This window comes from Catenulispora sp. MAP12-49 (genome assembly GCF_041262705.1).
In the GTDB taxonomy this organism is placed as follows: domain Bacteria; phylum Actinomycetota; class Actinomycetes; order Streptomycetales; family Catenulisporaceae; genus Catenulispora.
Map to the genome: position 1 here is coordinate 158,994 of NZ_JBGCCP010000002.1, position 25,594 is coordinate 184,587.

23 protein-coding genes and 1 pseudogene are annotated in these 25,594 nt (G+C 70.7%); 20 read left to right on the plus strand and 4 right to left on the minus strand.

Going from position 1 to position 25,594, the window contains the following annotated elements; genetic code table 11:
- Nucleotides 1-97 precede the first annotated feature (97 nt).
- Nucleotides 98-1,273, plus strand: coding sequence for an ROK family protein (locus tag ABIA35_RS04810; protein WP_370356903.1), 1,176 nt, complete (start codon nt 98-100; stop codon nt 1,271-1,273).
- Nucleotides 1,274-1,377: 104 nt separating this feature from the next.
- On the opposite strand, the gene ABIA35_RS04815 is transcribed toward ABIA35_RS04810, so the two are convergent.
- On the minus strand, nt 1,378-2,253 hold the full coding sequence (locus ABIA35_RS04815) for a LysR family transcriptional regulator (protein WP_370356905.1): 876 nt from the start codon (nt 2,251-2,253) through the stop codon (nt 1,378-1,380).
- A 94-nt stretch (nt 2,254-2,347) separates the two neighbouring features.
- Here ABIA35_RS04815 and ABIA35_RS04820 point away from each other — a divergent pair, with 94 nt between their 5' ends.
- The gene (locus ABIA35_RS04820; protein WP_370356907.1) at nt 2,348-3,091 is read left to right on the plus strand and encodes a glucose 1-dehydrogenase; all 744 of its coding nucleotides are present in this window, start codon (nt 2,348-2,350) and stop codon (nt 3,089-3,091) included.
- Between the two features lie 24 nt (nt 3,092-3,115).
- Here ABIA35_RS04820 and ABIA35_RS04825 read toward each other — a convergent pair whose 3' ends face one another.
- Nucleotides 3,116-3,991 carry a LysR substrate-binding domain-containing protein gene (locus ABIA35_RS04825; protein WP_370356909.1) on the minus strand — a complete coding sequence of 292 codons (876 nt, stop codon included), beginning with the start codon at nt 3,989-3,991 and terminating at the stop codon, nt 3,116-3,118.
- Nucleotides 3,992-4,199: 208 nt separating this feature from the next.
- Between ABIA35_RS04825 and ABIA35_RS04830 the strand changes: the two genes are divergently transcribed.
- From ABIA35_RS04830 to ABIA35_RS04905, 16 genes and pseudogenes are all read left to right on the plus strand, one after another.
- Entirely contained in the window at nt 4,200-5,414 is a 1,215-nt protein-coding gene (locus tag ABIA35_RS04830; protein WP_370356911.1) for an MFS transporter, read from the plus strand.
- A 226-nt stretch (nt 5,415-5,640) separates the two neighbouring features.
- The gene (locus ABIA35_RS04835) at nt 5,641-7,416 is read left to right on the plus strand and encodes an AMP-binding protein (RefSeq protein ID WP_370356913.1); all 1,776 of its coding nucleotides are present in this window, start codon (nt 5,641-5,643) and stop codon (nt 7,414-7,416) included.
- A 53-nt stretch (nt 7,417-7,469) separates the two neighbouring features.
- Nucleotides 7,470-8,522 (plus strand): hypothetical protein, encoded by a 1,053-nt coding sequence (locus ABIA35_RS04840; RefSeq protein ID WP_370356915.1) that lies wholly within the window; start codon nt 7,470-7,472, stop codon nt 8,520-8,522.
- Nucleotides 8,523-8,692: 170 nt separating this feature from the next.
- Complete coding sequence (locus ABIA35_RS04845) at nt 8,693-8,959, plus strand: phosphopantetheine-binding protein (protein WP_370356917.1); 267 nt, start codon at nt 8,693-8,695, stop codon at nt 8,957-8,959.
- Nucleotides 8,956-10,056, plus strand: a complete 1,101-nt coding sequence (locus ABIA35_RS04850) for a hypothetical protein (protein ID WP_370356919.1) — start codon at nt 8,956-8,958, stop codon at nt 10,054-10,056. Before ABIA35_RS04845 ends, ABIA35_RS04850 begins: the two co-directional genes overlap by 4 nt.
- Nucleotides 10,053-10,988 (plus strand): diiron oxygenase, encoded by a 936-nt coding sequence (locus tag ABIA35_RS04855; RefSeq protein ID WP_370356920.1) that lies wholly within the window; start codon nt 10,053-10,055, stop codon nt 10,986-10,988. The genes ABIA35_RS04850 and ABIA35_RS04855 overlap by 4 nt, the downstream gene beginning before the upstream one ends.
- Entirely contained in the window at nt 10,985-11,305 is a 321-nt protein-coding gene (locus ABIA35_RS04860) for an acyl carrier protein (RefSeq protein WP_370356922.1), read from the plus strand. Before ABIA35_RS04855 ends, ABIA35_RS04860 begins: the two co-directional genes overlap by 4 nt.
- On the plus strand, nt 11,295-12,137 hold the full coding sequence (locus ABIA35_RS04865; protein ID WP_370356924.1) for an aminoacyl--tRNA ligase-related protein: 843 nt from the start codon (nt 11,295-11,297) through the stop codon (nt 12,135-12,137). The genes ABIA35_RS04860 and ABIA35_RS04865 overlap by 11 nt, the downstream gene beginning before the upstream one ends.
- Complete coding sequence (locus ABIA35_RS04870; protein ID WP_370356925.1) at nt 12,134-12,955, plus strand: 4'-phosphopantetheinyl transferase superfamily protein; 822 nt, start codon at nt 12,134-12,136, stop codon at nt 12,953-12,955. Before ABIA35_RS04865 ends, ABIA35_RS04870 begins: the two co-directional genes overlap by 4 nt.
- Nucleotides 12,952-14,424, plus strand: coding sequence for an NAD(P)/FAD-dependent oxidoreductase (locus tag ABIA35_RS04875; protein ID WP_370356927.1), 1,473 nt, complete (start codon nt 12,952-12,954; stop codon nt 14,422-14,424). The genes ABIA35_RS04870 and ABIA35_RS04875 overlap by 4 nt, the downstream gene beginning before the upstream one ends.
- The gene (locus ABIA35_RS04880; protein WP_370356929.1) at nt 14,421-15,095 is read left to right on the plus strand and encodes a pyridoxamine 5'-phosphate oxidase family protein; all 675 of its coding nucleotides are present in this window, start codon (nt 14,421-14,423) and stop codon (nt 15,093-15,095) included. Before ABIA35_RS04875 ends, ABIA35_RS04880 begins: the two co-directional genes overlap by 4 nt.
- Entirely contained in the window at nt 15,092-15,892 is an 801-nt protein-coding gene (locus tag ABIA35_RS04885; protein WP_370356931.1) for an SAM-dependent methyltransferase, read from the plus strand. Before ABIA35_RS04880 ends, ABIA35_RS04885 begins: the two co-directional genes overlap by 4 nt.
- 5 nt (nt 15,893-15,897) lie before the next feature.
- The gene (locus ABIA35_RS04890; protein ID WP_370356932.1) at nt 15,898-16,797 is read left to right on the plus strand and encodes a thioesterase II family protein; all 900 of its coding nucleotides are present in this window, start codon (nt 15,898-15,900) and stop codon (nt 16,795-16,797) included.
- Entirely contained in the window at nt 16,740-17,582 is an 843-nt protein-coding gene (locus tag ABIA35_RS04895) for an alpha/beta fold hydrolase (protein ID WP_370356934.1), read from the plus strand. The genes ABIA35_RS04890 and ABIA35_RS04895 overlap by 58 nt, the downstream gene beginning before the upstream one ends.
- Nucleotides 17,583-17,687: 105 nt before the next feature.
- Nucleotides 17,688-18,959, plus strand: coding sequence for a cation:proton antiporter (locus tag ABIA35_RS04900; RefSeq protein ID WP_370356936.1), 1,272 nt, complete (start codon nt 17,688-17,690; stop codon nt 18,957-18,959).
- 59 nt (nt 18,960-19,018) lie between these two features.
- Nucleotides 19,019-19,381 (plus strand): annotated as a pseudogene (locus ABIA35_RS04905) (serine hydrolase); the annotation flags it as partial.
- Nucleotides 19,382-19,394: 13 nt separating this feature from the next.
- Here ABIA35_RS04905 and ABIA35_RS04910 read toward each other — a convergent pair.
- Nucleotides 19,395-20,384 (minus strand): alpha/beta fold hydrolase, encoded by a 990-nt coding sequence (locus ABIA35_RS04910; RefSeq protein WP_370356938.1) that lies wholly within the window; start codon nt 20,382-20,384, stop codon nt 19,395-19,397.
- Between the two features lie 198 nt (nt 20,385-20,582).
- Between ABIA35_RS04910 and ABIA35_RS04915 the strand changes: the two genes are divergently transcribed.
- A complete protein-coding gene (locus ABIA35_RS04915; RefSeq protein WP_370356940.1) occupies nt 20,583-21,236 on the plus strand; it encodes a LysE family translocator in 654 nt (217 codons plus the stop codon).
- 37 nt (nt 21,237-21,273) lie between these two features.
- Here ABIA35_RS04915 and ABIA35_RS04920 read toward each other — a convergent pair whose 3' ends face one another.
- Nucleotides 21,274-23,502 carry a carbohydrate-binding module family 20 domain-containing protein gene (locus ABIA35_RS04920; RefSeq protein ID WP_370356942.1) on the minus strand — a complete coding sequence of 743 codons (2,229 nt, stop codon included), beginning with the start codon at nt 23,500-23,502 and terminating at the stop codon, nt 21,274-21,276.
- Between the two features lie 391 nt (nt 23,503-23,893).
- On the opposite strand from ABIA35_RS04920, the gene ABIA35_RS04925 reads away from it, so the two are divergent.
- On the plus strand, nt 23,894-25,591 hold the full coding sequence (locus ABIA35_RS04925; RefSeq protein ID WP_370356944.1) for an ABC transporter substrate-binding protein: 1,698 nt from the start codon (nt 23,894-23,896) through the stop codon (nt 25,589-25,591).
- Nucleotides 25,592-25,594: the final 3 nt, after the last annotated feature.

Consider the following 25,594-nt stretch of genomic DNA (forward strand, 5'->3'; position numbering starts at 1 on the left):
CCGCAAATACCAACCCGCAGCCCGGTCCGATGATCTGGTGCGGCCGCCCGATGCGTGGTTTGATTATCCCCGCCATGATGAATATTCGGGGTGGGAGATGACTGAGCTGAGTGTCAACGGCGCCGACGCCGTGCTGCTGCGCCGCCTGCGGCTGCTGTCGGTCGTGGACGCCCTGCGCCGCACCGGACCGCAGCCGCTCACCGTGCTGGCCCGGCAGACCGGCTTGTCGCGGCCGATCGTGCAGACGCTGGCCGACGAGCTCACCGACATCGGCTGGGTCGCCGCCGTGGCCCCGGCCGAGCCCAACGGCGTCGGGCGCCCCGCGCGCGCCTTCCGGTTCCGGGCCGAGTCCGGCCACGTCGCCGGGCTCGACATCGGCGGCCACGCGATCACCGCGCTGGTCACCGACCTGGACGGGGAGGTGCTGGGCCGCAGCCGGCGCGCCGTCAGCCCCGCCACCCCCGCCGCCGAACGCCTCCGCGCGGCCAAGGCCACCCTCGAAGAGGCCTGCACGCAAGCCGGGCTCGAACCCCGGCAGCTCAGCCAGCTCGGCGTGGCCAGCACCGGCGTCATCGAACACTCCGGCCGCGTCGCGCTGTCCGTCGCACTGCCGGGCTGGACCGGCATCGACATCCCGGCCGCCTTCGCCGACACCGTCGCCTGCCCGGTCGTCGCCGAGAACGACGGTCGCGCCGCGGCGCTGGCCGAACGCTGGCGCGGCGCCGGCCGCGACGTCGACGACATGGTCTACATCCACGCCGGCTTCCGCACCGGCAACGGCGTCTTCGTCGGCGGGCGCCTGTTGCGCGGCCACACCGGCGCGGCGGGGGAGATCGGCGCGCTGCCGGCCTCCGGCTGGGCCGAGGCCCCGACGCACCTGCTGGGTTTCGCAGGGCTGGACGAAGAAGTCGGGCTGGAGCAGATGGCCGAGTTCGTCTTCTCCCGGGCCCGCGCCGGCGACCCGACCGCGCTGGTGGCGACCGAGCGCTTCGTCCGGGCCCTGGCCGGCGGCATCGCGGCCCTGGTCCTCACCTTCGACCCGGAGCTGGTCGTCTTCGGCGGCGGCATCTCCCGCTCGGCCGACCTGGTCCTGGACCGGCTCACCGCCGAACTGGAGCGGGACTGCATCCGGGTGCCGCCGGTGGTCGCCTCCAGCCTGGACGCCGAGTGGGTGGTGCTCGGCGCGGTGCGCGTCGCGCTCGACGCGCTGGAGGCGCGCTACTTCGCGACCGGCGTCTCCGAGCCGCTGGCGCCGCCGCCGATCGCGGCCTGAACGCAGGAGCCGTCCCGATGGTCGGCGGCGGCGATCGCGGCCCGAACGGCGGCGATCGCGGCCTGGCCGGCGGCGATCGCGATCTGAGCGGCGGCGATCGCGGCCTAGGCGGCGGCCTCTGCGGGATGGCGCAGCAGTCGCGCCGCAGCGTCGTGGAACGAGTTCGCCAGCGGGGAGCGGTCGTCGGCGTGCGTCGCGGCCACCACCCGGGCCGGCTCGATACCGTCCAGCGGGACGGTCACCAGATCGGTTCGCAAGGTGCTGCGGCGCTCGCCGGCCGGCAGGACGGCCACCGAGTGGCCGCTCGCCACCAGTTCGAGCTTGTCCTCGAAGCTGTCCTCGCCGCTGACCGCGGACGGCCCGGCCCTCGTCGGCAGCGGTGTGCCCCACATCGCCGGGCTGTAGCGGCAGGCGACCAGGCCCTCGTCGGCGAGATCGGCCAGGTCCAGGGACTCCTTGCCGGCCAGCCGGTGACCGAGCGGCAGAACGGCCACACGGGGCTCGTCGTAGAGCACGGTGACGCGCAGCTCGCCAGCTGTTTGCGGCAACGGAAGCCGGGTGACCAGCGCGTCCACCCGGTGTTCCGCCAGGGCGTCGACGTCGCGCCACTCCAGATGGCGGGTGCGGACCAGCGCGCCGGGGTGGCGGCGGCGCAACTCCCGCACCGCCGGGGTGATGACGAGGTCGCCGACGTGGCCGATCACGAGCGCCCCGGCCGGCGCGGCCCGTACCGCCTGCGACGCGCGCTCGGCCGTCGTCAGCAGGGTTCGGGCATAGGGCAGGAACTCCTCACCCGCCGCGGTGAGGCTGATGCCCTGCGGCGTGCGGTCGAACAGGCGCGCGCCGAGCTGGTGCTCCAGCCGCTGGATCTGGCGGCTCAGCGCCGGCTGCGCCACGTGCAGCCCGGCCGCCGCCTTGCCGAAGCCGCCGTGCTCCACGACGGCGGTGAAGTAGCGCACCAGCCGCAGATCGAGATCCATTCCTCCAGCGTACGTCGGGTCATACGACTGCGGCATGACCCCATCCCGACCAGGTCTTGGACGGTGGCCGGGTGCGGGGCTTTGACTGGCGACCATGAACGAATACGAGGGCAAGAACGTGGTGATCACCGGCGGCAGCAGCGGCTTCGGGCTGGTCACAGCACAGTTGTTGGTGGACGCCGGCGCGCGGGTGATGATCACCGGCCGCACGCCCGAAGCCTTGGCTGCCGCGCGGGAACAGCTCGGCGACGCCGCGGTGGCGGTGCGCGGCGACGTCGCCGACCTGGCCGATCTGGAGGCGCTCGCCGAGCGGGCCAAGGCGGAGTTCGGGGTGCTGGACGCGGTGTTCGTGAACGCCGGGATCACCCGCTTCATGCCGTTCGAGGCGATGACCGAGGTTGTCTACGACGAGGTGTTCGCCACGAACGTGAAAGGTGCTTACTTCACGGTGCAAAGGCTTGCACCGCTCTTGCGCGAGGGCGGCGCGGTCGTGTTCACGACCTCGGTGGCGAACGTCAGGGGCATCGAGGCGATCAGCGCTTACGCGGCGAGCAAGGCCGCTGTCCGGTCGATGACGCGGAGCCTGGCCGCCGAGCTGCTGCCGCGCGGCGTGCGGGTCAACGCGATCAGCCCCGGGCCGATCGAGACCGGGATCCTGGGCAAGGTGATGCCGAAGGAGGCCGCCGACCAGGTCGCCGAGCAGATGCGGGCCGGCAACCCGATGCGGCGCTTCGGGGATTCGCGGGAGATCGCGAAGGCTTTCGCGTTCCTGGCGTTCGACGCCACCTTCACGACCGGCGCGGAGTTGGTCGTGGACGGTGGCGCCACGCAGCTCTGATTCAGTGCTCGCGCGCAGCAGCCCTCAGCCCAGGTCGGCGGGGACGGCTTCGCGCAGCGCCGATGTGACAGCGGCGATCGCGGGGTGGCCGGAGTTCCCGGCGCGGTAGGCGATGCGGGTGCGGCGGCTCATGGACTGCCGGGTGAGGGTCAGGCCCGCGGGCGGGGCCAGCGCGGCGAGGTGCGGGACCAGCGTCACGCCCTGGCCCAGGGCGGCGAGCACCAGGGCGGTGGCGAAGTCGTCGATCTCATGGCGCACGCGCGGGCTGAAGCCGGCGGCCTGGCAGGCTCGTTCGGTGCTGCTGCGGCACATCGTGCCGGCCGGGGAGACGATCCAGGAGCTGTCCCGGTGGTCGGCGATCGTGCCCTGCTCCGGCGCGGCCAGGTAGAGCGGCTCGGTGAACAGCGCCTCGCCGGCCAGGCCCGGATCGGACGTGGCGGGGACGAAGTCGTACTCGTGGACCAGGGCCATGTCGACGTCCCCGGCGCGCAGCGCCGCCGGGACCTCGGCCGGGTCCAGTTCGGTGATCTGCGGTTCGAGCAGCGGGTGGGAGCGGGCGAGCACGGTGAGAGCGGCCGGGAACAAGGTGCGGGCGGCGCTCGGGTAGCTGCCGATGCGCACGGGACCGGCGAGCCCGGTGCGCACCCGGGCCAGTTCGGCCTCGGCGCGGGCCAAGTGCTCCAGGACCGACTCGGTGTGCTCGACCAGGTTCTGCCCGGCCGGGGTGAGGGTGACGCGGCGTCCGGTCCGGGCCAGCAGCGCCACCCCCGCCTCCCGCTCGAGCGTGGAGAGCTGCTGGGACACGGCCGAAGGGGTGAAAGACAGAGCCTGGGCGACGGCGGCGATCGTGCCGCGATGGGACAGTTCGCGCAGCAGGCGCAGGCGATTCACATCGAGCATCAGGTCAGCTTACAGTCATCATCGGGAAAGCTAACTGGACCTGGTCTTTGGTGCTCGGTCATGCTCGAAGCAGGGAACCGCGCGCGATCTCGCCCGCCGGAAGCTGTTCGTTGACACAGGCTTCCGGGCGGTCCGGCGTGTCTGCGCACTGGGATCCCCGGCCATCAGAGTGTTGATGGTGCCGAGCCGACCCGGCAGGGGAGACGAAGTGACCCAGGTGCAGCCTCCACCGGTTCGACGGCTGTGGTCCGCTGTCTTCTTCGGCTACCTCGCGCTGGGGGCGACGCTCCAGGAACTGCCCGGCTATATGACCTCGAAGTTCCACGACGGCCCGACGATCATCGGTGTCGCGGTGGGCATCGCCTACCTGGGCACCGCCGTGACCCGGCCGTTCGCCGGCCGGGCCGGGGACGCGGGGCTGGCCAGGACCGTCTCCATGGCCGGCGGGGTGATCACCACGCTGGCCGCCCTCGGCCAGCTGACCGCGCCCTCGGCCCTGGTGCTGATCGTGTTCCGGCTGCTGATGGGCATCGGCGAGGGGGCGCTCTTCTCCGGCTGCCTGCCCTGGGTGCTGACCGGGATCCCGGCCGGCCGGCGCGGCCGGATCGCGGGCTGGTTCGGACTGTCGATGTGGGGCGGCCTGGCGATCGGGCCGCTGGTCGCGGTCGGGGTGCAGCACCTCGGCGGGTCGACCGCGACGTGGTGGACGATCTTCGGCCTGCCGCTGGTCTCCAGCCTGCTGATCGCCTCCACCAGGCCGCAGCCCGCCGTGACGCCGCGGCGCGCGATCAGGCCGCAGGCGTGGCGGGACATCGTGCCGGTCGGCGTGAGCGTGCCGGGCATCGTGCTCGGGCTCGCCGCCTACGGCTACGGCACCCTGAACGCGCTGCTCGTCCTGTACCTGACGCATGACCACATCGGCGGCCAGGGCGTCGGCCTGACCGTGTTCGCCGTGGCGTTCCTGGCCACCCGCGCCGCCGGCAGCCCCCTGACCGACCAGTACGGTGGCATCCGGGTGGCCCGGGTCACGCTGGTCGTCGAGATCGCCGGGCTCTGTATCCTCGCCGCCTTCTCCTCCGAGGGCGGTGCGCTGGCTGGCTGCGTGGTCACCGGCATCGGGCTCGGCGTCATCTATCCGTCCACCAGCAAGATCACGCTCGGCCGCACCGGTCCGCTGCAGGCTGGGGTGTCGATGGGCACGATGACCTCGTTCTGGGACCTGGGGATCATGGCGGCGGGGCCGATCAGCGGCGCGGTCGCGGCGCACCTGGGGTACCGGGAGGGCTTCGCCGTCGCGGCGGCGGTGACGGTCGCAGCGCTCGTGCTCACGGTGTTGGGGCTGCGTCCCGACCCTCCGGCCCGGGCCGAGGCGTCGGTGCCGCAGTCGGTCGCGGCGGGCGCGCGGGTGCGTCCGCGCGCCTGAGGTGCGCCTTTTCCAGCGGTGCGCCGGCGTCCGCCAGCGGTTCTGGGGCACGGCGGGCAGCAGGGCCCTATGGCGGCGAAATCGGGCTGCTTGCGTACCAGACCGATCAAGCAGGTGTCTTCGCAGCTAGACCGTAATCTGTTGAAAAAACCTTCACAGAAACGTTATTCCGTGCCATGCTCGTATATGAGAGCACTGATTCAGTCTGCCAAGGGGGGTGGTGGATATGCCGCTGGACTGGCTGCTTGCGCCCAGTACGGAACACGGGCTGCGAATACTGGATCGTGGCGGGGGTTGGCGCAGGTATTCCTATGCTGATATCGCCGCCGATGTCCGCCGTGCCATGGGGCTCCTGCGGGACCGGGACGTGTGCCCCGAGGACCGCGTCGCGATCGTGCTCGCCGATCCGCTGCGTTTCACCACCGCTTTCGTGGCGGTGCTCGCCGTCGGCGCGGTGCCGGTACCGCTCGCCCCGCCGACCGCGCTGCGCGATGCGGACCGCTACGCGGCGCACGTGGCCGAAACGCTGCGGACAGCTCGGCCCGACCTGGTCTGCACGGGCGCCGAGCACCGGGCCGACGTCCTGGCCGCGCTGGCCCGGGCCGGTTCCCCGGCAGGCGTGGTCGACATCGCCGACGCCGCGGACATGCCCGCCGACTCCGGGGACACCTACCGGCGCAAGCCCTCTGATCTCGCGCTGCTCCAGTTCACCTCGGGTTCCTCCGGCACCCCGAAGGGGGTGCGGGTCTCGTGGGCGAACCTGACGGCGAACATCGCGGCGATCCGCTCCTGGATGCGGTGGCAGGACGACGACGTCTTCGCCAGCTGGCTGCCCCTGCACCACGACATGGGCCTGGTCGGCGCGCTCATCACGTCCCTGGCCGCCGGAACGGACCTGTGGCTGATGACGCCACGGCAGTTCGTCCGCGCGCCCGCGCGCTGGCTGGAGTGCTTCGGCGTCCACGGCGCCACCATCACCACCTCGCCCAGTTTCGGCTACGCCCACGTCGCGGCCCGGGTCCGTCCGGACGAGCTCGACGGCATGGACTTCTCGCGCTGGCGGGTCGCGATCCTGGGAGCCGAGCGGATCGACCCGGCGGCGGTGGCGGACTTCCAGGCGCTGGCCGGTCCGCGCGGATTCGACGCCTCGTCGCTGATGGGGGCGTACGGCATGGCCGAGGGCACGCTCCTGGCCACCGGAGTGCCGGCCGGAACCGGTTCGCGGCTGGTGAAGGTCGGGGACCGAGCGCTGACGGCCGGCTCCCCGGTCGCGATCAGTGCGCGCGGCACACTCGGACGGGACAAGGCCGAGGGTGCGGGATGGCTCACGAGCTGCGGCCGGGCGGCTGACGGCGTCGAGGTGCGGGTCGTCGACGATTCCGGGGACGAGGTGCCCGACGGGGTCTTCGGTGAGATCCGGCTGTCGGGCGATTCACTCGCGGCCGGGTATCTGACGCGGGACGGGGCTGTCTCCTTCCAGGCCCGGGGCGCGGCGGCGGACGCGCGCGGTGCGGACCCCGCGCTGGACACCGGGGACGCCGGATTCCTGCTCGACGGGGAGTTGTACGTCGTCGGGCGCATCGGCGACGCGCTGCGGGTGCACGGGCACGGCGTCTACGCCGAGGACGTGGAGGCGGAGCTTTCCCGGCTCGGCGGCGAGGGCGGCGAGGGCGGCCAGAGAGGCCAAGGCGGCCAGGGCGGACCCGGCGGTTCGTACGCGGTGGCCTTCGGCACCATCGGGACCCGCGACCTCGCGGCGGTGTTCGTCGAGGGCGATCCGGCTCAGAGCTGGTCGGTCAGGGCCGAGCAGCGGATCCGCACCGCGACCTCGCCCGACATCACGGTCCTGATCCTTCAGGGCGCGAAGGGCTCCATCGCCCGGACGTCGAGCGGCAAGCCTCGCCGACGGCATCTGTGGCTCCGCCTGCACGGCGGACGCGTGCCCGACGGCTGGCGTCTCGTGCACGGCGAATGGCCCTGGCCGGCGGGGGAGCAGAGCTGATGATGAGCAACGGGGCGACCACGGGGACGGACAGCGGGAGCGCACAGGAGGGCATGGCCGATTCCGATACCGATTCTGATACCGATACCGAGGGGCACGAGCACAAGCACGAGCACGAGCACGACGAGGCCGGTCCGCCGGGCCGCGACGGCCTGCCAGACCTGCCCGGTTCCGCGGACCTCTACAACCGGTGGGAGGTCCGGCAGTGGAGCGTCGCGGGGCTCGACGTCGCGCGGGACCGTCGGCGCTTCGCGGAGCTCAAGCCGTTCGCCCGGCGCGAGATCCTCAGCGCGCTGGCCGAACTGGAGATCGGCGAGTCCTGCGTCACCCGCACGCTCAGCGCCCTCGTGGACCACGCGCCGGACGAGGCCGACCGCCTCTATCTGTGCACGCAGTTGGCCGACGAGGCCCGGCACGTCCGGTTCTTCCAGAGCTACCTGTCCGACGTCGCGGGCATAGGTGCCGACCAGCTGGAACCGCACGGCACGATGGGCGGCGAGTCCGGGTTCGGCGTGGTGTTCGATCCGCTGCTGCGCAGCCAGACCGGAAACGTCCGGATCCGGCCCGACGACCGGCGGGTCTGGCATGTCGCAGTGGTCTCCTACCATCTGGTCGCCGAGGGGCTGCTGGCCGTCGCGGGGCTGCGTGCGCTGCGCGCTCTGGCCAAGACCTGCGAGCTGACCGCGTTGTCCCAGGGGCTTGCGAACGTCGTGCGCGATGAGGCGCGGCACGTGACGTTCGGCCTGGCCGCGACCCGGCGCGGCGCCCGGTCGGGATACGCCGAGGCGATCGGCCAGGCGTATCTGGACGGCCTGGACGCGGCGACCAGGGTGCTGGTGAACCCGGCCCGGCGCGCGGCGAGTCCGGTGATGCCCACGGCGCTGGGCGCGTACGCGGGGAACCTGGCCGCCCAGTGGTCCGCGGCCAGGGCGCGGATGCGCCGGCATGTCGAGGTGGTCGGGCTCGCGGCCCTGGAGGCCCCGGCCGAGCTGCGATGGAGCAGCGGGTTCGGCGTCGCGCTCGCCGAGTACCGGGAGCGTTGGGGCGCCGAACATCCCGTGGCACGGGCCCGTCGGCTGGGCCTGGTCCGACCTGTCACCGACTGATGTCGGGCACTGAAATCGTGCGCTGAACCCGGCACTGGCGCCGGGCGCTGCAGTCGAGCACTGAATCAATCCGCTGTCCTCATCCGCCCATCGATTCCGCCTGTCCATCGATTCCGCCTGTCCATCAACTACGCCTGTCCATCGATTCCAGCCGTCCTTTGGAGAGACCCATGCAGTTGTACGAGCAGACCGTGGCACGTGTGCAGGAGATCATCGGCGACATGTCGCCGGTCAAGCCGGAGAGCGCCGGTCCGGAGCTGATCCTGATCGACGAGCTCGGCTACGACTCGATCCACTTCCTCGAACTCGCCCTCGCCCTGGAGGCGGAGTTCAATCTGTTCGAGTTCGACGAGGAGCAGGCCGTCGGCATGATCACCGTCGGGGACGTGGCGCACCTGATCGCCAAAATCGTCGTCGCGGCCGAGGACCCGACGTGACGGCCGCGACCGCGGCGGCCGCGATCCCGGAGGCCGACCGCTGGCTCGCCGCGCTGGAGCGCACCTTCCTCGTCCCCGAAGACCACCGCGTCGGCTACTTCGACCGGGTCGCGGCGCTGGACATGCTGCGCTGCGGCGAGGAGGTCCTGGACGAGCTGGTCCAGGCCGGGCTGCCGACGCTGGGCGAACCCGGCGCCGAGTGGTTCGACCGCTTCGACCTGTTCAACCTCGCGCTGGCCTCGGGGTCGCAGACCTCGGTCCCGGAGAAGGCGATCAAGTACGCGCTGCGCTGGATGCACCGCGGCCCGAAGACCTGGACCGAGTCTTTGGACTGGACCTTCGTCGTCGACCTGTCCTGCCCGCTGGACACCTGCGGGGAGGATCCCGAGTGGAGCCACGCGCAGATGCTGCCCGAAGCCGTCGGTGGCGAGCTCTATGACTGGAAGGTGGAGCCCGAGGGCGCGCGGATGGTGGGCGACCAGCTGCGCTACAGCGGTCCCGGACCTCTGCGTTTCTCCGGCAACGTGTCCACCAGTGGCGAGCTGATGCAGCTGCGCTCGCCGGTGCTGCGCCGGATCGTCGAGGACTTCTTCGCGGTCGGCTACCGCTGGGTGCGACTGCCCGAACCGCTGCAGTGGGAGTACCAGCGGCTGCTGGACGCCGGGGTCTCCCCGTGCATCTCGGCGAGCTTGTTCCTGGCGCGCGAGTTCGAGGCCGCCGGCTATCCCGCCGTGACCCGGCGCGGCTGGCTGCTCGGCATGCTCGACCTGTCCCACTCCTGGGTCGAGGTCACCGACGACGACGGCGTGGTCAAGCCGATCGACCCGATCTTCACCTGGCTCACCGAGTACGCCGACAAACCGCATCCGGACCTCGCCGCCGCCTCGATCGGCTCGCGGATGAACCGGCTGCTGCCCGCCGCCATGACCGCCGACGGCCTGATGGCCACGCACAGCTGCGGCGGCCGCGAGCTGACCCCGCGTCGCAAGACCATGATCCGCAGACGGCTGGCCACCGACGGACCCGCCGGACCCGCCGGATCCGCCGGCGGCACCGCGACCGCCGGACCCGCCCCGACGGCTGGAGTATCCCCGTGACCGACTCACTGACCAGCTCGAACGCTCACGCCTACCTCGCCGCGCTGCCGGACATCCTCGGCGGCGACGAGCGCTTCAAGACGGTACTGGACCGCCTGACCTCGATGTCCGAGCGCGACTACTACGACCCCTACAAGCTCTTCGTCTGGCCCGAATCGCTCCCCGAGGACGGCTACTGGATGACCCCCGAGCTGATGAGCGTGCACGGCACCAAGGTGGGCGCCTCGCTCGACGAGGCCCAGCTGCGCGCTCTGAGCAAGTGGGAGAGCGTCACGTTCTACAGCTTGAACGTCCACGGGATCAGGGAGCTGCTGACCTCGATCGTCGCCCGGATCCACATGCCCGGCTTCGAGGTGGCCTCGGAGTATTTCCATCACATCATCGGCGAAGAGAACGACCACATGTGGTTCTTCGCCAAGTTCTGCCTGCTCTACGCGGGCAAGGTCTACCCGGACCGGTCGCTGTCCTTCGCCGGTCCCGGCATCGCCGAGGCCGACACCTTCCTGCTGTTCGCCCGGCTGCTGATCTTCGAGGAGCTGGTCGACGTGTTCAACCAGCGGATGGGCGAGGACCAGCGGCTGGAGCCCACGATCCGGCAGATCAACTCGGTGCACCACCAGGACGAGTCCCGGCACATCGCCTTCGGCCGGCAGATCGTCGCGCTCCTGCACCGGGACCTGCGCACGCGGCTCAACACGGCGCAGCTCGCCGAGCTCGAAAGTTATCTGAAGGCTTATATGCAGGCCTCGGTGCAGTCGCTGTGCAACCCGGCCGCCTTCCGCGACGCCGGCATCCCGGAGCCGTTCGCCGTGCGCCGGGCGGTGATCGAGGACCCGGCCTTCCAGGCCCACACCGCCCGCATCCTCAAGCGCTCCACTTCGCACATGGTGAGCGAAGGCATCTTCACCGACGAAAGGACGGTCGCGGCATGAGCGAGTTGACCGACACGGCCGCTTCCCCGGCGCCGAGCGCGCCGCAGGAGCTGCCCCACGCGCTGCCCAAGGAGCCGGCCAAGGAGCCGGCCAAGGACCTGGTCATCGAGTACCTGCTGGCCAAGCGCCCGGACCTCGGCACGATCGACCCGGACTACGACCTGATCGACAACCGGGTGCTCGATTCGCTCGGCTTCGTCAACTTCCTGTACGTGCTGGAGGAGCAGACCGGACGGGAGATCGCGCTGGAAGACGTCTCGCCGGAGGACTTCCGCACGCTGCGCCGCATCCGAGCGAGGTTCTTCGATGCCGAATAAGACCGAGCAGGTGGGGACCGACCGCGGCCTGGCCGTGCTGCGGGACAGGGACCTGGAGCTGCGTGACGCGATCGACGCGGTGGTCCTGTCCTGGGCCGCCGAGGCCGGGGCCGCGCGCACCGCGTACCCGCCGCTGCTGCGGACCTCTGATCTGGCGGCACTGGACTACTGGGTGAACTTCCCGCACCTGGCCCTGCTGGCCGTGGGAGCCCAGGCCGGCCGGGAGAAGGAGCTGTCCGCGGCGGACCACGCCGCCATCGCCCCGGAGCTGCTCGCTCCGGCTGAGTACGCGCTGCCGTCGGCGGCCTGCTATTCGGCCTACCTGGACCTGTCCGGCACCCGCCTGGACGGTGCGCACAAGATCACCACGGTCGCCACCTGCTTCCGGCGCGAGAACCACTTCGAAGGGCTGCGCCGGCTGCTGAGCTTCACCATGCGCGAGGTGGTCTGCGTCGGCGACCGCGAGGCCGTGCTCGATCACGCGTCGTCGTTCAAGAAGCGCATCGGCGACTTCGCCCGGCGCCTCGGGCTTCCCCTGGAGGTACAGGCGGCGACCGACCCGTTCTTCGAGAAGGACGCCGCTCGAACGCTGATGCAGCAGCTCTTCCCGGTCAAGGAGGAGTTCGTCTTCGGCGGGAGCCTGGCCATCGCCTCGGTGAACTTCCATCGGAACTTCTTCGGCGAGCGCTGCGACATCACGCTGGCCGACGGCAGCCCGGCGTTCACCTCGTGCGTGGCGTTCGGCCTCGAGCGCTGGCTGGCGGCGCTCACCGAGCGTTTCGGCCGGGACGACCCGGCGCTGCTGGAGCGCATCGCCGAGGCCGCTCGATGAGCACGACAGCCGCTCGCGATCCTGTCCGGGCGGGTCGGGTGAACCCGCACGGCGACCGTGGGGGCGCCCGGTGGTCGCACCCGACCGACGCGCTGCTCCGGTCGGTCAGGCGGCTGTGCGTCACGGCGTTCGGCCGGCGGATCGATGTCTGGGTCGCGGCCGTCCGTCCCGATGCCCATCCGGACCCTGACATGCCGGTACTGCGCGCCTTCCTGCCGGAGGGCGAGCTGCGACGGCTGTCGGAGACCGACCACGACGACGCGCGCGTGGAGTACGCGGCCGGGCGGCTGCTCGTGCGCTGCGTCCTGGGCGAGCGCCTGCGCACCGCGCCGGCCCGGCTCCGGATCGGTGAGGAGCCCGGCGGACGCCCGCGGCTGGAACGCGGTCCGGGCGGCCGTCCCACCGATGATTTCAACCTTTCCCACTCCGGCGGCCGCCTGGCGCTGTCGGTCTCCCGGCACCTCCGGGTCGGAGTGGATATCGAACGAGTCGACCGGACCCGTCCGCTCGAAGCACTTGCCCGCCGCTACTACACGGCCGATGAGCAGACCCTGCTGAACGCGCACGCCGGCACCGAGGCATACGCCGAGTGCTGGTACCGCATCTGGACCACGAAGGAGGCGCACGCCAAAGCCCGCGGAGTCGGCGTGCGCGCTCTGGCCGAACCGCTCGACGGCCACGGAACCCGCTGGCGCCGGCACCCGATACCCGTCGCGCCCGGCTTCGCCGGCAGCGTCGTGGCGCTGCATCCGTCTTGTCCGCCGTATCCGTCGCACCCGTTTGTCCCGCACCGCAAGCTTGGAAGTGATGACGAATGACTGAGCAGAACACTGAGCAGAGCACTGTCCAGAATCCCGTCCAGAACACCGAGAAGACCCGCGTGCTGGTCATCGGCGGCGGCCCCGGCGGCTCGACCGCCGCCACCCTGCTGGCCCGGCAGGGCATCGAGGTGACGTTGCTGGAGAGCGCCGTCTTCCCCCGCTACCACATCGGCGAGTCGATCCTGCCGTCCGTGCTGCCGGTGCTGGACCTGCTGGGAGTGCGCGAGGAGGTCGACAACCACGGCTTCGTGCGCAAGGACGGCGCCTATTTCGAGTGGGGCCCGGAGAACTGGGACTTGAACTTCGACCACCTGACCGGCGCCAGCCGGCACAGCTACCAGGTGATCAGGTCCGAGTTCGACCACATGCTGCTGAAGAACGCCGCGGTCAAGGGCGTCGACGTGCGCGAGGGCGTCAAGGTCACGGAGATCCTGTTCGACGGCGAGCGTCCTGTCGCGGCCCGCTGGGCCGCCACGGACAACTCCGGGGCCGGCGGCACCATCGCCTTCGACTTCCTGGTCGACGCCTCGGGCCGGGCCGGGGTGATGGCGACCAAGTACCTGAAGAACCGCCGGTACCACGAGGCCTTCAAGAACATCGCGGTCTGGTCCTACTGGCGCGACGTCAAGCCGCTGGAGGTCGGGCCCAAGGGCGCCATCGCGGTCTGCTCGGTCCCCTACGGCTGGTTCTGGGCCATTCCGCTGCACGACGGCACGACCTCGATCGGCCTGGTGGCCAAGCGCAGCACGTTCTCCGAGGAGCGCGAGCGGCTCGGCGGCATCGAGGAGGTCTACGCCGACGCGATGTCGCAGTGCCCGCGGATCCTGGAAATGACCGAGGGCGCGAACAAGATCGAGGGCTACAAGGTCGAGCAGGACTACTCCTACGTCTCCGAGCGCAAGTCCGGCCCCGGCTACGTCCTGGTCGGCGACGCGGCCGCCTTCCTCGACCCGCTGCTGTCCACCGGAGTGCACCTGTCGACGTTCAGCGCGCTGCTGGCGGCCGCCTCGGTCTCGGCGGTGCTGGACGGCGAGCTGGCCGAGCAGGAGGCGACGGACTTCTACGAGCGGGCCTACCACCAGGCCTACGAGCGGCTGCTGGTGGTCGTCTCCTTCTTCTACAACAGCTACAACCGGCAGACCCAGTTCTTCGAGGCCGACAAGCTGACCCGGCGCGAGCGGCACATGCTGAACCTCTACGAGTCCTTCCTGCACATCGTCACCGGCATCGAGGACCTGGACGACTCGATCGACGGCGGCGCGGCGCTGGACGAGGTGGCGCAGCAGATCGCGACCCAGAAGAAGATCGACGCCGGGCACAACGAGGCGATGAACTCGCTGCCGGACTCCCCGCGCCAGGCCGTCGGCGGGCTGTATCTGGAGCTTCAGCCCCGGCTGCGCATCCGCCGCACCTCCGACGCGCCCGCCGGCCCGGAGCCGGTGGCCGAAGCGAGGGCCGGGTTGTGAGCAAGGTCTACGAGAAGATCAACCACCAGATGGCGGACTGGATCGGCCGCCAGCCGATCTTCTTCGTCGCCTCGGCCCCGCTGTCCGAGCACGGCCGGGTCAACGTCTCGCCCAAGGGCCTGATGGGCACGCTCGTGGTGCTCGACCCGCACCGCATCGCCTACCTCGACTACACCGGGACCGGCGCGGAAACCATCGCGCACGTGCGGGAGAACGGCCGGATCACGGTGATGTTCTGCGCGTTCGAGGGCCGTCCGAAGATCGTCAGGCTCTACGGCCGCGGCCGCTACACGGTGCCGGGCGAGCCGGAGTTCGACGAGCTGCGCGAGCTGTTCGACAAGACGACGACCGCGGGCCAGCGCTCGATCATCATCGTCGACGTCGAACGGATCACCGACTCCTGCGGATGGTCGGTGCCGCTGATGGACTACCGGGAGGACCGGACCGTGCTCGACCTGCACAACGAGCGCCGTGACGACGCCTACTTCGACAACTACTGGCAGACCACGAACGCGGACAGCATCGACGGGTTGCCGGCGCTGCGGTCCGCGGCCGAGCCCGGGCACGGGTCCGAGGCTGAGTCTGAGCGTGTGCCTGAGCGTGTGCCTGAGCGTGTGCCTGAGCCCGCGCCGGAACACCTGGTCGTCTCGGCCTCCGGGAGGAACGCATGAGCAGCTCCCCGGAGTGGGTCACCGCCGACGCGGACACCGAACGGCCCAGCATCGCCCGCTTCTACGACTACCTGCTCGGCGGGACGCACCACCTCGAGGTCGACCGCGAGCTCGGCCGCAAGGCCATCCGCGCGGCGCCCGGCCTCATCCTGCTGATGCGGGAGAACCGCAAGTTCCTGCGACGGGCGGTCAGGTGCGCCCTGGACGCCGGGATCGATCAGTTCCTCGACATCGGCTCGGGCATCCCGGCCCGCGGCAGCATCCACGAGACCGCGCGCAAGGCCGGCTCGCGGGCCCGGGTGGCCTACGTCGACATCGACCCGGTGGCCGTGGCGCAGGGCAAGGAGATCCTCGCCGACGACCCGGACGGCGTCAGCGTGCTGGGAGACGTCTTCGAGCCCGCGGCCATCCTGGAGAACCCGGAGGTCCGCGCTCTGATCGACCTGGACCGGCCGGTCGTGCTGCTGATCCTCAATGTGATCCACTTCTTTCCCGACTCCAAGGTGCTCCCGGTGCTGGAGACCTACCGGTCCCGCCTGGTGTCCGGAAGCATGCTCGGCCTGTCGGTCGCCATGGACGGCACCACCGGCGCCGAGGCGATCGACGAGCTTTACCGGCAGGAGTACGAGGGGTTCACCTTGCGGTCCCGCGAGCAGATCCAGGCGCTGTTCGGCGACTTCGAGCTGCTCGAGCCGGGAGTGGTCTATCCGCCGCAGTGGCGGCCCGAGGACCCGGGTCGGACAGTGGCGAACCCGGAGCGGTACAGCTCGTTGGTCGGCGTCGCCAGGAAGAAGTGAGCGGCGTGCACAGCGGTCCCGGCGTGGGCGATGCGGCCGGCGGCGGCGCGGGCGGCGGGCCCTGGCCCGCCGAGCCGGAGCTGCGGTTGTTCCTCTTCCACCACGCCGGCGGCTCCAGCTCGGTGTTCGAGGGCTGGGAAAGCCGGTTTCCGCACGGGTGGGACGTCCGGGCACCGGACGCACCGGGCCGGGGCGCCGCCCGGTCGGCCAGACCCCGCACGACGGTCGACGGCCTCGCCGACTACTTCCGCGATCAGCTTTCTCCGTTCTTCGACCGGCCCTTCGCGTTCTTCGGCCACAGCATGGGCGCGATGGTCGCGTACGAACTCGCCCGCCGCCTCCAGGCCGAGGGCGATCGGCAACCGGACTGGGTGGGCCTGTCCGCGTGCCGCGCGCCCGGGCAACCCGCGGCCCGCGGACAGCACGAGCTGTCGAACGACGACCTTCGCGCCTGGCTGGCCGCGGCGGGCGGGACGGACCAGCTGGTGCTGCACCACCCGCTGATCTGGAAGATGCTCGAGCCTTTGCTGCGCGCGGATCTGCGGGTGGTCGACTCCTGGTGGCCCGCCGCCGACGCCGTACCGCTGGGCAGTGCGCTGTCCGTCTTCGGCGCTCAGGACGACCGCGTCCTGGCCAGGGAGAAGCTGGCCGGCTGGCAGCCCTTCACCGAGCACTACCTGGGCAGCCGTCTGTTCCGCGGCGGCCATTTCTATCTCCAGCGCCAAGCGGACCTGGTCATGCGGTGGATCGTCGCCGACATCTCCGGTTCGCGGCGCGCGGGCAACTCAGTTGATTTCACGGAGTTCACGGACTTCACGGACTTCACCGGCGAAAACGAGGTGACCCGATGGCATCGGGAATCAGGCATGTGGTCGTCGACGCGGACGGCGTCGACATCCCAGTGACCCTGCGGGGAAACGGCCCGCTCGTCCTGCTGCTCCCCGGCGCGACCGGCCTGCAGACAGGATACGCGGTGCTGATCAAGCTGCTGTCGGCGGACCACACCGTCGCGGTCTACGACCGGCGCGGGCACGGCCGCAGCAAGGAGAAGGAACCGGGCACCGGCCCGCTGTCCATCGAGCAGCACGCGATGGACGCCGCGGCCCTGATCGACGCCCTGGGCGAGGGGCCCGCGCACGCCGTCGGGAGCAGCGCGGGTGCGGTCGTCGGCGTGGAACTGCTCGCCCGCTACCCCGACCGGCTGCGCTCCCTGGTGGCGCACGAGCCCTCGCTGCTCCCGCTCATCGAGGACGGCCCGCGCTGGCGCACGTGGTACGACGACCTCGTGGCGATCGACCGGCAGGTCGGGACCCGCGCGGCGTTCGACTACTTCTTCGCCCATCTGGCCTCGAACGGCCGCGGCGAGCAGGCCCCGGTGACGATCCCGGACTCGCAGCTGCCGGAGTGGAGCATCTACTTCCAGCGCGAGCTGACCGAGATCGTCTCCTACGAACCGGACCTGGACCAGCTGGCCCTGGACCGGGACGTGCTCGTCCCCGTGCTCGGCGCGGACAGCCGCGAGCGGTGGCACGGCCGGGTCGTCCTGGAACTCGCCGCGCGGGTGGGAGTGCCCGCGGTCGAGGTCGCGGGCGGGCATCTCGCCCCGGTCTACGAACCCGCGGCGTTCCACCGCCTGATCCAGGACAACGTCGCCCTGCACCAGGAGCTGAGGGCGCCGCAGCTGTCGTGACGCGCGGTGAACAGCATGTATGTCCATCCTCGTGCCCATCCTCGAATCAGCGGCGAAGCGGCATGAGAGCTCCTTTCCGCACGCCCGAATCCGAAAGGTGAGCCGATGACCGGCCAGCAGACCTCCAGCCTGTTGTTCGCCATCGCCGTGATCCTCGCCCTGGCGCACCTGCTGGGCGGGCTCGCCCGCAGGCTCGGCCAGCCGGCGGTCATCGGCGAGATCTCGCTGGGCATCCTGCTCGGCCCGACGGTCGTGCCGGCCGCGATGGGCCGGCACCTGATCCCGACCGACGTGCGGCCGCTGCTCAGTGCCCTGGCAAGCCTCGGCGTCGCGCTGTTCCTGTTCCAGGTCGGCCTCGGGACGGACCACCGGGCCCTGCGCGGCGACAGCCGCCGGGCCGCCGGGGCCGCGGCGGGCGCGATGGCGCTGCCGCTGGGCCTGGGCTGCCTGCTGGCCACCGGGCTCTGGCGTGCCGGGGACGTGCAGGTCAGCCGCACAGGCTTCATCCTGTTCTTCGGCGTCGCGATGTCGATGACCGCGTTCCCGGTCCTGGCGCGGATCCTGGCCGAGGACCGGATGCGCGAGACCGAGGTGGCCGGCATCGCGCTGACCACCGCGGCGATCGGGGACGTGGCCGTGTGGACGGTCCTCGCGCTCGTGCTGGCCGTCACGGATCACCAGAGCGGCTGGCATCTGCTGCTGACGATCCCCTATGCCGCGGCCATGTTCCTCGGCGTGGGGCCGGTGCTCGCCCGGCTCGCGCGGCGGCGCAACGGCGACGGCATACCGACCGGCGTCCTGGTCGCGGTGTTCCTGCTCATGCTCCTCTCGGGCGCGGTGACCCAGTGGTGCGGGCTCGATTACATCTTCGGCGCGTTCCTGGCCGGCGTCGTCTTCTCCCGCTCGGTCGCCGAGCCCGAGCGCGAGTGGATCACCGACCGGACCGGCGTCGTGGGCAACACGCTGCTGATGCCGATCTACTTCGTCCTGGCGGGCCTGAACGTCAACCTGCGCACGGTCGGCTGGTCCGGCGCGGCCGATCTCGGCCTGATCCTGCTGGTGGCCGTCGGCGGCAAGATCCTCGGCGGCTACCTCGGCGCCCGCGCCTTCCGCCTGCCCGCGCGGCAGTCCGTGACCGTCGGAATCCTGATGAACACCCGCGGCCTGACCGAGCTGATCATCCTCGGGATCGGCCTGCAACTGCACTATCTCGACGGCCGTCTCTACTCGCTCATGGTCGCCATGGCCGTGGTGACCACCGCCATGACCGGCCCGCTGCTGCGCCTGGCCTATCCCGAGCGCCTGCGGGTCCGGCGCCCGGCCCGCGCGGCGCCGCGCGCCCAACCCGTACCGGCCATGGCCGACGGGGAGGCCTGACGCTATTGGCTGGGGCCATCGGCCATGTCGTCGCAGAAGGCTGGTGGGCACCGCCACGACTCGATGCCTCCGCCGAGGACTCGGCTCTGCCCGACGGAACGACGGTGACCGTCGACCCCGTCGACGGCGGATGGCTCACCCGATTCGACTCGCTCCTCGACGTCGAGGTCGGCCACGGCGATTGGCGGGAGAGCTCCCCGCTGGGCCGCCCCGTCGTCGCGGCCGGAGCATGGCAGGGCGGCACGTTCATCGCCGATCTCTATGTCATCACCACCCCGCACCGAGTCCGGCTCGTCATCGACGCCGAGGCGGCGACCGCCACGGCGACCGCCACGGCGACCTGGAGCACCCCGCCCTTGACCGGTCCGAGTCTGATGCTGCACCTGCGGTCGCCGCTGATGACACGGCCCGACGTGGCGTAGGCGATGTGCTCTCCTACTCGCGCCTGGCGATCACCTGTTCCAGCCAGCTGACCAGCAGGGCGTTGACCTCCTCGGGACGCTCCTGCTGGAGCCAGTGGCCGCAGCCGTCCAGGATGTGCGCGGCGCTGAGGCCGGGCAGCGTGCGCGGGAAGGCCTCGATCGCGTCGGCCAGCCAGGTGGTGGAGGCGTCGCGCGCGCCGCCGAGGAACAGGGACGGCTGCGTGATCGGGGCGCCGTCGAAGGCGGCGAGGTCCTCCCAGTCACGGTCCATGGCGCGGTAGCGGTTGAGCGCGCCGGTCAGACCGGTCCGTTCGAACTCTGCGGCGTAGTGGTCGAGGTCGGCCTCGGTCAGCCAGGCCGGTCGGCGGTCGGCGGGGAAGCGGTCGCGGAGCCGGCCGCCGTCGCCGCTGCCGCTGCCGCCCCGGGCCACGAAGTGCGGCGACGGCTCACCGGGCCCCGGCATGGTGTCACCGGACAGTGCGGCGTAGAACCCGGCGAGCCACCCGCGCACATCGGGCTCGATCTCGCGCTCGGCGCGCCCGGGCTCCTGAAAGTAGCTGACGTAGAACTCCTCATCCCCGCCCATTTGCGCGAAGATCTCACTGGGCCGCGGTCCGCCGCGCGGCGCGTAGGGCACGCTCAGCAGCCCGACGCCCCGGAAGACATCAGGCCGCAGCAGCGCGGAGTTCGCCGCGATGGTCGCACCCCAGTCGTGCCCGATGATGACGGCGCTGCTCTCGCCGAGCGCCTCCACCACGGCGACGTTGTCCTCGACCAGCTCCACCATCCGATACGCCGCCGGCTCCGCGGGCTTCGACGAGCGCCCGTACCCGCGCACGTCCACCGCCACCGCCCGGAACCCCGCTGCCGCCAAAGCCGGCAGCTGCCGGCGCCAGGAGTACCAGGACTCCGGGAAGCCGTGCACCAGCAGCACAAGCGGCCCGGCCCCCTGCTCCACCAGGTGAATCCGTCCCGCCGGCGACGCGACGACGCGGTGCTGCATGATGCCTCCTGAAAGCCACGAACTCGGTGCTGCTGATACATGGCGATCATGCGCTGAAGCGTGATGCGGCGCCAAAGGCTGTTGCCGTTCCGGCAAGCGCCCCGAAAAACCGCTGGCCCGGCGGCCCCCGCACCGCGAATAATCGCCCACCTGGCGCAGGCGGACCCCGCACCGCGCCCGCATGCCCCGGGAGGCCTGATGGTGACGGTGTCGCAACTCATGCTCGTCGCGGGAGCGGCGCTGATCTTCGCGCTGGTGCCGGGGCCGGCGGTGGTGTTCATCGTGACGCGCAGCGTCGATCAGAGCCGGCGGGCCGGGATGGCCTCGGGGCTCGGGGTGGCGTGCGGGAACCTGGCGCTGGTGATCGCGGCGGCGTTCGGGTTGTCGGCTCTGCTGTCGACCTCGGAGATCGCCTACGACGTGGTGCGCTTCGCCGGTGCCGGCTACCTGGTGTACCTCGGGGTGCGGCGGTTGCTGGACCGGTCGGTGCCCTCGGAGGCGGGGGACGTGGCGCCCAAGCCGTTGTCGCGCCTGTTCGGCCAGGGCCTGGTCGTCGGGGTGCTCAATCCCAAGGCGGCGCTGTTCTTCTTCTCCTTCCTGCCGCAGTTCGTGAACCAGGGGCACGGCGCCGTGGCCGCGCAGATGCTCGTCCTGGGCACGCTCGTCGTCGCCATCACGCTGGTCAGCGACTGCTGCTACGCGGCCCTGGCCGGCGGCGTCGCGCAGACGCTGCTGCGCAAGCCGAAGGTGGTGCGGCGCCAGCAGATCGTCGCCGGGTGCGTGTACATCGCGCTGGGTATCGCCGCGGCGGTCAGTGGGCCCTCGCACACGAACACGGCGAAGGCCCACTGAGAGGCATCAAGGCTGAGCGCAGATCAAGGCACCGGGGCTACTTCCAGCTGTCGTTCAGCGTCAGCGTCGCCCCGGTCCCGCTGGCGGCCGACCGGTTCGTCCCGGACTCCCAGGTGACGTTCCCCGAGCCGTCGATCACCACGTACTTGTACTGGAACGACTCCGACTGCGGGATCGACACCGTCGCCGACCACACCGGATAGCCGGCCGAGGACAGCTTCACCGCGTTCGCCGTGTTCCATCCGCCGAGCTCGGTGATGTCGCCGACCACGTACACGTTCTGCCCCATCACCGTGGTCTTGTTCTCGTCGAACGTCACCTTCACCGGCGCCGGGGACGGCGTCCCGTGCCAGGTGTCGGTCAGCGTCGCCGCGGCCGTCCCGCTGGTGGCGCTGTGGTTCGGATCAAGCTCCCAGGTGACGTTTCCGTTGGCGTCCTTGGCGATGTACTTGTACTGGAACGCCGTGGACGCGGGCAGCGCCACCGTCGCCGACCACTGCGAACCGTTCTGCGCCAGCGGGATCGCCGAGGCCGGGGCCCAGGTCCCGAGCGCCGGCAGCGAACCGACCAGGTAGATCGGCGCGCTGCTCGGAGCACCGGTGACGGTGAACGTCTCCGCGACCTGGCCCGACGGGGGAGTGGAGGACGAGGAGGGGGAAGACGGGGCGGAGGAGGAAGAGGACGACGTCGGAGGCGGCCCCGAAGTCCCCACCATCGCATCGGCATCGATGGCCACCGCGTCCTTCGCCGCGGTACTCACCGTCGCGGTCCCCGAAGCGCTGACCACCACTGTCGGCCCGGTGCAGGAGCCGTTGGCGAAGTCACCATGCACCAGATCGCAGTACGTCCCGGCTGGCAGCCCGGTCTGGTAGTCGGTGCTCACCGTCGAGTTCTCGTTGTTGATCGAGATCCACCCGGCCGATCCCCGCGAGAACGCGATCGCGTTGTTCCCGTCGCTCCACCAGTTCCCGACGGCCTGCCCGCGTGTGGCGTTGTGGAACCCGACCAGGTTCGACACTCCCTGATCGCGGTCCAGGCACTCCCACACCCCGGTTCCGCACACCGTCCCGGTCACGAAACCGTTCGCGTCAGCCGGCGGCGACTGGTCGCTGTTGCTGTAGTCGAACCCGGAGTACACCGACGGCGTGCTGCCCCAGCCGTAGGCCAGCTCGAACTCGGTGGCCAGGGTGTACGTCGCGCCGTCCTTGTAGCTCAGCGACGTGCCGTTGCGCTCCAGGTCGTGGTTGGTGACCATGACCGCGTCCGACGCCGAGGGCTCGAACCCCTGCCCGAAGTTCTGCAGGCTGCTGATCGAGCCCAGGAACGCGCTGCGGATGCCGTAGGCGTAGTCGAAGCCCAGCACGTTGCCGTTGCCCTCGAACGCCGCCGGCGCGAGCTGCCCGCTCCCGCCGGGCATGACCTCCTGGAAGACGTACGGCCGCACCCCGGCGTTGGTGTTGTTGGTCTTGGCCAGGATCGCGGCCATGTCGGTCTGCGCGATGTGCTTGGCCGAGTCCACCCGGAAGCCGTCGACGCCGTAGCCCTCCAGCTTGTTCAGGTAGCCGGCGAGCTTGCTGCGCACGTCGTCCTGCTCGGTGTACAAGTCCGACAGCGACAGCAGCTGGCACTCCTGGACCTGCGTGACGTTGTTCCAGTCCTTGATGCTCAGGTCGGAGTTCGGGCACGGCGGGTCGAAGTGGAAGTCCGAGCTCGTATAACCCATCGAGCCGTAGGTGTAGGTCGCCGGGTTGAACGAGTCGCCGCCGTAGGAGTCGGTCGAGGTCTGGTTCGACCCGGCGGTGTGGTTGATGACCGCGTCCACGTACACCTTCACGCCGGCCGCGTGGCACGCCGAGACCATCGAGGCGAACTGCGCCTCGCTGCCCATCCGGCTGTTCAGGCCGTATCCCACCGGCTGGTAGACGTCCCACCAGGAGTGGGACGAGCCGGCCAGCCGGATCGAGTCCTGCGGCGGCGCGACCTGCACCGCGCCGTAGCCCTTCGGCCCGAGCACGGTCGTGCACTCGGTGGCCACGGAGGGCCAGTTCCACTCGAAAAGGTTCGCGATGACGTCGTTCGACGAGGCCGACGACGCCGAGTCGCCGGCGGCGGCGGCATCGGCGGCGCGCGCTGTGTGGGCCGTGCTGAAAGGGTTGCTGAAAGACGTGCTGAAAGCGACCGCGCTGGCGACCAGCGCACCCGCCGCGGCCAGTGCGGCCAGGCCTGATGTCCGGGCGCGCGGACGCGTCCGTGGGGACGAACTCATGGGCGAGGAGCCTTTCGGGATCTTCGGAGAACCGACGGGATGTGCAAGGCCGCGGCCGCTGACCTGGAGGCGCACCAGGAAGAGTGCTCCCGGCCCGGCGAGGGAGTCAACGCCCTTCGTCAACTTTCTGAAACTTGCAAGAGATCTTGGCGACGGCCGCAGGTCATCACGACGACACCGGCTCCGACAGGCCCCTGATTGCAAGACGGGTAAGGGGCGCTGCCGGATTTCAGGGCTTGATATGGCTGCGGGCGCCCGTCGTCGAAGAACCGTCGAAGAATCGTCGAAGCGCTTCGCATGCCCTGACACTCTTGTGCCGACTATTCCGTGGGCTTAACCTCGTCGCAATGTTGAAGCGCTTCGACAAGCGTTGTCCCGATGGAGGGGTCCCATGGCGAGTCCGCACGTCTTCTCCCGCCGCCAGGTGTTCAAGACCTCCGCGGCCCTCGGCGGTGCGATAGCCGCCGCGCCGCTGCTGTCCGCCTGCGGCTCCGGCAAGGCCGCGGCCAAGGCCAGCGGTGCCGCGGCACCGGCCGCCGTCAAGTCGGTCCTGCCGACCTACAAGGCATCCACCCTGGTCACGCCCGACATCGCGCCGGTGTCCGGGGCGAACGGCGCGGCCAGCGATCCCGGGTTCCTGGCCTTCCCGGCCGCCCCGGCCAAGTCGGTGACCGGCCCGGTCGGATCCGGCGGCAGCTACCGGGCGGTCACCCCGCTGTGGGGCTCGGTGCCGCCGACCGGCAACGACTACTACACCGCCGTGAACCAGGCCATCGGCGCGACGCTGACCGACGAGCCCGCCGACGGCACCACCTACGCCACGATGCTGGCCACCCGCTTCGCCTCGGGCAACGTCCCGGACTGGCTGGACATCCCGGGCTGGAACACCCAGGGGATCCAGAACTTCGCCGAGGGCGTGGACAAGTACTTCAAGGACCTGACGCCCTACCTGGCCGGGGACAAGATCCTCGACTACCCCAACCTGGCCGCCATCCCGACCGGCGGCTGGCAGGCCGGGGTGTGGAACGGCAAGCTCTACGGGATCCCGCTGTGGACCTCGGCCGGTCTGTTCGCCGGGATGATCTACTACCGCGGCGACATCTTCACCAAGACCGGCATCGACGCCTCGACGATCACCTCCGCGGACAAGCTCTTCGAGCTCGGCAAGGAGCTGACCGACACCGCCAAGGGCCAGTACGCGTTCGACGACCTCGGCGTCTACCTGTTCCAGGTCTTCAACATCACCGCCTCCACCACCGGCACCGGCTTCAAGCAGGACGCCTCCGGCAAGCTGATCAGCAAGTACGAGCAGCCGGAGTTCCTGGAGTACCTGGCCTTCGCCGGCAAGCTGGCCAAGAGCGGATACATGCATCCCGACGCGCTGTCCGGCGACTCCTCCAAGGCCAACAACCGCTTCTGGGCCGGCAAGTCGGTCATCTCCGCGGGCGGCACCGGAGCCTGGAACAAGTCCGACGCGCTCAGCGGCATCGCCGCGAACCCGGACTACGTGCGCCAGGGCTTCAAGGTCTTCTCCTTCGACGGCAGCAAGCCGACCATCGGGCTCGGCGCCGGCGCCGGCATGTTCTCCTACCTGAACAAGAAGCTCACCGACGCACAGGTCAAGGAGCTGCTGCGGATCGCGAACTACCTCGCCGCGCCGTTCGGCACCCAGGAGTACCTGGTGTCCCGCTACGGCAAGGAAGGCACCACCTACACCGTCACCCCCGCCGGGCCGGCGCTGAACGACGAGGGCAACAAGGTCGTCACCGACACCTACGACCAGCTGGCCAACTGCCAGTCGATCACCTTCAACTCCGGCTACAACCAGATCACCAAGGACTACGCGGCCTGGCAGGCCGACGCCGTCCAGCACGCCTACAAGCCCCTGTTCTACGCCATGAACATCACCGAGCCCGAAGAGATCGCCAAGGCCAACACGGCGCTGGAGTCGGTCATCACCGACGTGAAGTACGGCCGCAAGACCGTGGCGGACTACCAGGCCGCGCTGAGCACCTGGGTCACGGCCGGCGGCGATCCGCTGCGCACGTTCTACGACGGCATCATCAAGCAGTACGGGACAGGGAACTGAGAG

Coding starts and splice junctions, on each gene's coding strand:
- ABIA35_RS04915 (WP_370356940.1), top strand. CDS start 20,583: ATGGTGACGGTGTCGCAACTCATGCTCGTCGCGGGAGCGGCGCTGATC.
- ABIA35_RS04840 (WP_370356915.1), top strand. CDS start 7,470: ATGGCCGATTCCGATACCGATTCTGATACCGATACCGAGGGGCACGAG.
- ABIA35_RS04865 (WP_370356924.1), top strand. CDS start 11,295: ATGCCGAATAAGACCGAGCAGGTGGGGACCGACCGCGGCCTGGCCGTG.
- ABIA35_RS04870 (WP_370356925.1), top strand. CDS start 12,134: ATGAGCACGACAGCCGCTCGCGATCCTGTCCGGGCGGGTCGGGTGAAC.
- ABIA35_RS04860 (WP_370356922.1), top strand. CDS start 10,985: ATGAGCGAGTTGACCGACACGGCCGCTTCCCCGGCGCCGAGCGCGCCG.
- ABIA35_RS04895 (WP_370356934.1), top strand. CDS start 16,740: ATGGCATCGGGAATCAGGCATGTGGTCGTCGACGCGGACGGCGTCGAC.
- ABIA35_RS04825 (WP_370356909.1), bottom strand. CDS start 3,991: ATGCTCGATGTGAATCGCCTGCGCCTGCTGCGCGAACTGTCCCATCGC.
- ABIA35_RS04845 (WP_370356917.1), top strand. CDS start 8,693: ATGCAGTTGTACGAGCAGACCGTGGCACGTGTGCAGGAGATCATCGGC.
- ABIA35_RS04900 (WP_370356936.1), top strand. CDS start 17,688: ATGACCGGCCAGCAGACCTCCAGCCTGTTGTTCGCCATCGCCGTGATC.
- ABIA35_RS04875 (WP_370356927.1), top strand. CDS start 12,952: ATGACTGAGCAGAACACTGAGCAGAGCACTGTCCAGAATCCCGTCCAG.
- ABIA35_RS04925 (WP_370356944.1), top strand. CDS start 23,894: ATGGCGAGTCCGCACGTCTTCTCCCGCCGCCAGGTGTTCAAGACCTCC.
- ABIA35_RS04815 (WP_370356905.1), bottom strand. CDS start 2,253: ATGGATCTCGATCTGCGGCTGGTGCGCTACTTCACCGCCGTCGTGGAG.
- ABIA35_RS04835 (WP_370356913.1), top strand. CDS start 5,641: ATGCCGCTGGACTGGCTGCTTGCGCCCAGTACGGAACACGGGCTGCGA.
- ABIA35_RS04920 (WP_370356942.1), bottom strand. CDS start 23,502: ATGAGTTCGTCCCCACGGACGCGTCCGCGCGCCCGGACATCAGGCCTG.
- ABIA35_RS04885 (WP_370356931.1), top strand. CDS start 15,092: ATGAGCAGCTCCCCGGAGTGGGTCACCGCCGACGCGGACACCGAACGG.
- ABIA35_RS04810 (WP_370356903.1), top strand. CDS start 98: ATGACTGAGCTGAGTGTCAACGGCGCCGACGCCGTGCTGCTGCGCCGC.
- ABIA35_RS04820 (WP_370356907.1), top strand. CDS start 2,348: ATGAACGAATACGAGGGCAAGAACGTGGTGATCACCGGCGGCAGCAGC.
- ABIA35_RS04910 (WP_370356938.1), bottom strand. CDS start 20,384: ATGCAGCACCGCGTCGTCGCGTCGCCGGCGGGACGGATTCACCTGGTG.